This is a genomic window from Entomohabitans teleogrylli (genome assembly GCF_001484765.1).
In the GTDB taxonomy this organism is placed as follows: Bacteria; Pseudomonadota; Gammaproteobacteria; order Enterobacterales; family Enterobacteriaceae; genus Entomohabitans; species Entomohabitans teleogrylli.
In genome coordinates this window covers 1-4,895 of the sequence record NZ_LLXO01000067.1, presented here as the reverse complement: position 1 = coordinate 4,895, position 4,895 = coordinate 1, and the positions used below count along the sequence as shown (strand labels likewise).

Genomic DNA, 4,895 nt, shown 5'->3' with positions numbered 1-4,895 from the left:
CCGGCCGGACGGTGGATGAAAACACAGGGAGGAACTGTTCCCGGGGCTCTCCCTGTCACCCCGGGTTAGACCCGTCGTTGCCCGGATATCCCGGTATGCATGGCGTTCCTGCAAGCCAAACTGACTCAACCAGGGTAAACTAGCCCGGTTTTGTTTTCAGGACCGATGTAATGAACACTTCTCTTAAGCCCTTCAATACCTTTGGCATTCAATGCAATGCCGCTCAGATTGTTAATGCCAGCACGACAGAACAACTGATCGGCGCATGGCAGTCAGCGATGTCGGCAGGCCATCCGGTACTGATTCTCGGGGAAGGAAGCAATGTCCTGTTCCTGGAGGACTTTTCCGGCACCGTTATTCTGAACAGAATTGAGGGTATTACGGTCCATGAAACGGATGACGCCTGGCATCTGGAGGTGGGGGCCGGTGAAAACTGGCATCAACTGGTATGCTTTACACTGGAGCGTAATATGCCGGGACTGGAAAACCTGGCCATGATACCAGGCTGCGCAGGCTCCTCGCCGATCCAGAATATTGGCGCTTATGGCGTAGAGCTAAGCCAGCGCTGTGAATGGGTCGTTTGTGTAGAGCTGGAGAGCGGGCAGGTGCAGCGTTTATCCGCAGCACAGTGCCGGTTTGGTTATCGGGACAGCATTTTTAAACATGAATACCAGCACGGTTATGCAATTGTCGCTGTGGGGTTGCGTCTGGAGAAGAGCTGGAGGCCGGTTCTGAACTACGGTGATTTAACGCGCCTGGATCCTGAAACAGCCACTGCTCAGCAAGTATTTGACAGTGTATGCCGGATGCGTACCACAAAGCTCCCGGATCCGCGCATCCAGGGAAACGCCGGGAGCTTTTTCAAGAACCCTCTTCTTGCCGCCCCACAAGCACTGCGTTTTATGGCGACACATCCTGATGCGCCGCATTATCCTCAGCCTGATGGTTCGGTAAAACTGGCCGCTGGCTGGCTTATCGATCGCTGTAACTTAAAAGGGCAGCGTATCGGTGGGGCTGCTGTACACCGCCAGCAGGCACTGGTCCTGATTAACGAAGAAAGTGCCACCAGTGATGATGTGGTTGCGCTGGCACGTTATGTCAGGCACAAAGTAGGGGAGAAATTTAATGTCTGGCTGGAACCTGAAGTACGTTTTATTGGTGCTGCAGGAGAGATCGATGCCGTGGAGAAAATAGCGTGAAAGACAATACGGTTCCTCTTACCCTGGTTTCTATTCTGGCTGACGGCGAATTCCACTCAGGCGAACATCTGGGAGAGCAATTGGGGATGAGCCGGGCGGCAATTAATAAGCATATTCAGACGCTACGTGACTGGGGTGTGGATGTTTTCACCGTACCGGGTAAGGGCTATAGCTTACCGGAGCCGATCCAACTATTGAATCCTCAGCGGATACGGGAACAGATAACCGAAGGCGCTGTGGCTGTGTTGCCGGTCATTGACTCGACTAACCAGTATCTGCTTGATCGCATTAATGAGTTACACTCCGGCGATGCCTGTATTGCCGAATATCAGCAGTCTGGCCGCGGTCGGCGCGGCAGAAAGTGGTTTTCTCCTTTTGGCGCGAACCTGTACCTTTCCATGTACTGGCGGCTTGAGCAAGGGCCGGCAGCGGCGATTGGCCTGAGTCTGGTGATTGGTATCGTGATGGCAGAAGTTCTCCACGATCTTGGCGCAGATCAGGTACGGGTCAAGTGGCCAAACGATCTGTATCTTCAGGATCGTAAGCTGGCAGGGATCCTGGTCGAGTTAACAGGGAAAACCGGCGACGCAGCGCAGATAGTCATTGGCGCCGGGATCAATCTGGCGATGCGGCATGTTGAATCGGATGTCGTTAATCAGGGATGGATTAACCTTCAGGAAGCCGGTATTACGATTGATCGTAATCAACTGGCCATTCGTTTGATTAAAGAACTGCGCACTGCCCTGGCGTTATTTGAAAATGAAGGGCTGGCATCTTTTCTGTCGCGCTGGGAGAAACTGGATAATTTTATTAACCGTCCGGTAAAATTGATTATCGGTGATCGGGAAATTTACGGTATCTCGCGGGGAATTGATGAGCAGGGAGCTCTGTTGCTGGAACAGGATGGTGTAATAAAACCCTGGGTTGGTGGGGAAATATCTCTGCGCGGCGCTAAATAGTCTTCTTATATTATCAACGCTGGTGATGGGAAGAAGCCGCAGGGACTTTTCTGCGGCTAACGCCGTTATTTTCTCAGACGCACCGATTCGATAGCATGGTTTGCACTTTTCGTTAAAATCAGGCTGGCCCGCTCGCGAGTGGGAAGTATGTTTTCTTTTAAGTTCAGCCAGTTAATTCCTTTCCATAACTGAGTGGCTACATCAACGGCTTCTGCTTCGGTTAATTTTGCATAGTTATGGAAATAAGAGTCAGGGTCGGTAAAGGCCCCTTCCCGGAATTTAAGGAAACGATTGATATACCAGGTTTCCAGTAATTCTTCCGGCGCATCAACATAAATAGAGAAATCCACAAAATCGGAAACGAAAACGTGGTGGGGATCGTGGGGATAATCCATGCCGCTTTGCAGTACATTTAACCCTTCCAGTATTAAAATATCTGGTTGAGTAACCGTTTTGTCGCCATCTGGAATCACGTCATAAATTAAGTGGGAATAGACCGGCGCCGTAACATTGGGTACGCCGGATTTAATATCCGCAACGAACTTCACCAGTTTATGCATATCATAGGACTGGGGAAATCCCTTTTTCTTCATCAGGTCCCTTTCCTTCAGTACCTGGTTAGGATGAAGAAAACCGTCAGTGGTGATTAATTCCACCTGGCGATGTTCCGGCCAGCGGCTCAGTAAGGCCTGGAGTACGCGGGCAGTGGTACTTTTACCCACCGCGACGCTACCGGCGATACTGATAACGTAAGGGATCCGCTCACTATTCCTGCCGAGAAATTGTTCCAGTACAGCCTGGCGGCGTAAATTAGAACTGATATAAAAATTCAGCAAACGGGAGAGCGGCAGGTAGATCTCTGCCACTTCTTCCAGAGAAAGATCTTCGTTGATGCCTTTCAGGCGCGCCACTTCACCTTCGGTCAGAGTCATGGGGACGGAGTCGCGAAGCGCCGCCCACTGGCTCCGGTTAAATTGTAGGTATGGAGTCATTAATGTTTGTTCTCTGGTACTCATAAGCATGCTTCCGCCGGCCACTCAGGCTCTTTTGTACAGCCAGCCGCGCGGCGACTGTCCGGGATGACCTGTTTGCGCATAATAATGCATTTATTCGAGACAATGGGCAGGAGGGTAACACCAGATGGTGGGGAATAATAAGAAAAAATCTGGCGACGTGATGCCTGCATGCCAGGGCATCACGCTCAACAATAAGCTAACCAGAGCGGTTAACGCACGCCGGGAAAAGTGCTCAGCCGCTTGTAATAGATAATCGACGCCCGGCAAGTTCCGGCACCGGAGCACAGATAATCGGGTAACCCGCCCAGGCAGCGGTAACCTGACGCCCGCAAGAATTTTTCCCCAGGGGAACCCGTCGGCATATTAAGGTATACCAGGCCGCGCTGCTGCATGCGTGCCGCCGCCTCCAGCGTGTTAAGCAGTAACTTGCCGGTTCCCTGACCACGTTTATGGCGTAAAACCCGCAGGGCTTTTAACTGAGCGCGATTCATACCATCACTATCCTGACTGAGTGACAGGTACGCCATACCAGCAATACCCACTTCATCGCGTGCTATCCAGATCAGCGCGCTATTTTGTTCAAGGGCACTCCTGAGCCGATATACCTGAGTTTCCACGCTGCTGAGGCTTGTATCAGCTTCAACAAGCAGAGTCGCGATGTCCCGGTAGTAAACGGGCAGAGTCGCGGAATTGAGCTGGGCAATTTTCATGGGATTCCTCAACGGCTACAGTCGTTTTTTACTGTGCAAGAAGTGATCCATGTCACATAAAGGAGTCAGTGCGGCAGGTATTACGTACCATGATGACAATAAGCGCACTGAAACAGAGCGCTGTTTTTGACCGTTTGCACTTCAAAAAAGCAGCAAAGGCCTGGTTTTGTTTATCGAAGGCTGTGACGCAAACGCGCTTTTGTGGCTATTATTTACCCGCCGCTGACCGAATATCAGTCAGAACTCTGTGGAATTGAGCAAAATGTGAGCGGTAGAGCGTTTTATGCAATTTTTTTGTTGCATGAGACCGCTGCTGTTCCTAGAATGCGCGCTACTTGATGCCGGCTTAGCTCAGTAGGTAGAGCAACTGACTTGTAATCAGTAGGTCACCAGTTCGATTCCGGTAGCCGGCACCATCAAGTTCGGGTGGGGTTCCCGAGCGGCCAAAGGGAGCAGACTGTAAATCTGCCGTCACAGACTTCGAAGGTTCGAATCCTTCCCCCACCACCATTTTCGGCAACGCGATAGCGTCGCCTGGAGCGATAAGCATAAGCAAGTCGGTCCGAATGAAGGGATATTCCTTCAGTACAGAAAGATTCGGGTAGCCGAGTTCCAGGATGCGGGCATCGTATAATGGCTATTACCTCAGCCTTCCAAGCTGATGATGCGGGTTCGATTCCCGCTGCCCGCTCCAAGATGTGCTGATATAGCTCAGTTGGTAGAGCGCACCCTTGGTAAGGGTGAGGTCGGCAGTTCGAATCTGCCTATCAGCACCACTTCTTTTCTCCTTCCGGTTTCTTTTCTGTAAGTATTCAGCGAATTCAGGCAGTAGCCTGGTTGATGTGGTGATACCACCGATTTATCCGTGTCTTAGAGGGACAATCGATGTCTAAAGAAAAGTTTGAACGTACAAAACCGCACGTTAACGTCGGTACTATCGGCCACGTTGACCATGGTAAAACAACGCTGACCGCTGCCATCACTACCGTTCTGGCGAAAACCTACGGTGGT

General features: G+C 51.2%; 5 protein-coding genes and 4 tRNA genes. 7 read left to right on the top strand and 2 right to left on the bottom strand.

What is annotated here, in order from left to right; all coding sequences use genetic code 11:
* Positions 1-170: 170 nt before the first annotated feature.
* Both murB and birA read left to right on the top strand, forming a co-directional pair.
* On the top strand, positions 171-1,199 hold the full coding sequence (murB, locus tag AQ981_RS25140; RefSeq protein WP_058914492.1) for a UDP-N-acetylmuramate dehydrogenase: 1,029 nt from the start codon (positions 171-173) through the stop codon (positions 1,197-1,199).
* Entirely contained in the window at positions 1,196-2,158 is a 963-nt protein-coding gene (birA, locus tag AQ981_RS25135; protein WP_058914491.1) for a bifunctional biotin--[acetyl-CoA-carboxylase] ligase/biotin operon repressor BirA, read from the top strand. The genes murB and birA overlap by 4 nt, the downstream gene beginning before the upstream one ends.
* 65 nt (positions 2,159-2,223) lie before the next feature.
* On the opposite strand, the gene coaA is transcribed toward birA, so the two are convergent.
* On the bottom strand, positions 2,224-3,174 hold the full coding sequence (gene coaA / locus AQ981_RS25130; RefSeq protein WP_058914490.1) for a type I pantothenate kinase: 951 nt from the start codon (positions 3,172-3,174) through the stop codon (positions 2,224-2,226).
* 209 nt (positions 3,175-3,383) lie between these two features.
* Positions 3,384-3,884: a GNAT family N-acetyltransferase gene (locus AQ981_RS25125; RefSeq protein WP_058914489.1), complete on the bottom strand. Its 501-nt coding sequence runs from the start codon at positions 3,882-3,884 to the stop codon at positions 3,384-3,386.
* Positions 3,885-4,224: 340 nt separating this feature from the next.
* Between AQ981_RS25125 and AQ981_RS25120 the strand changes: the two genes are divergently transcribed.
* The 5 genes from AQ981_RS25120 to AQ981_RS26695 all read left to right on the top strand — a co-directional run.
* Positions 4,225-4,300, top strand: a tRNA-Thr gene (locus AQ981_RS25120).
* 9 nt (positions 4,301-4,309) lie between these two features.
* A tRNA-Tyr gene (locus AQ981_RS25115) sits at positions 4,310-4,394 on the top strand.
* 109 nt (positions 4,395-4,503) lie between these two features.
* A tRNA-Gly gene (locus tag AQ981_RS25110) sits at positions 4,504-4,578 on the top strand.
* A 6-nt stretch (positions 4,579-4,584) separates the two neighbouring features.
* A tRNA-Thr gene (locus AQ981_RS25105) sits at positions 4,585-4,660 on the top strand.
* 109 nt (positions 4,661-4,769) lie between these two features.
* Positions 4,770-4,895 (top strand): GTP-binding protein (locus tag AQ981_RS26695; protein ID WP_000031650.1); only part of this gene is annotated, 126 nt, incomplete at its 3' end.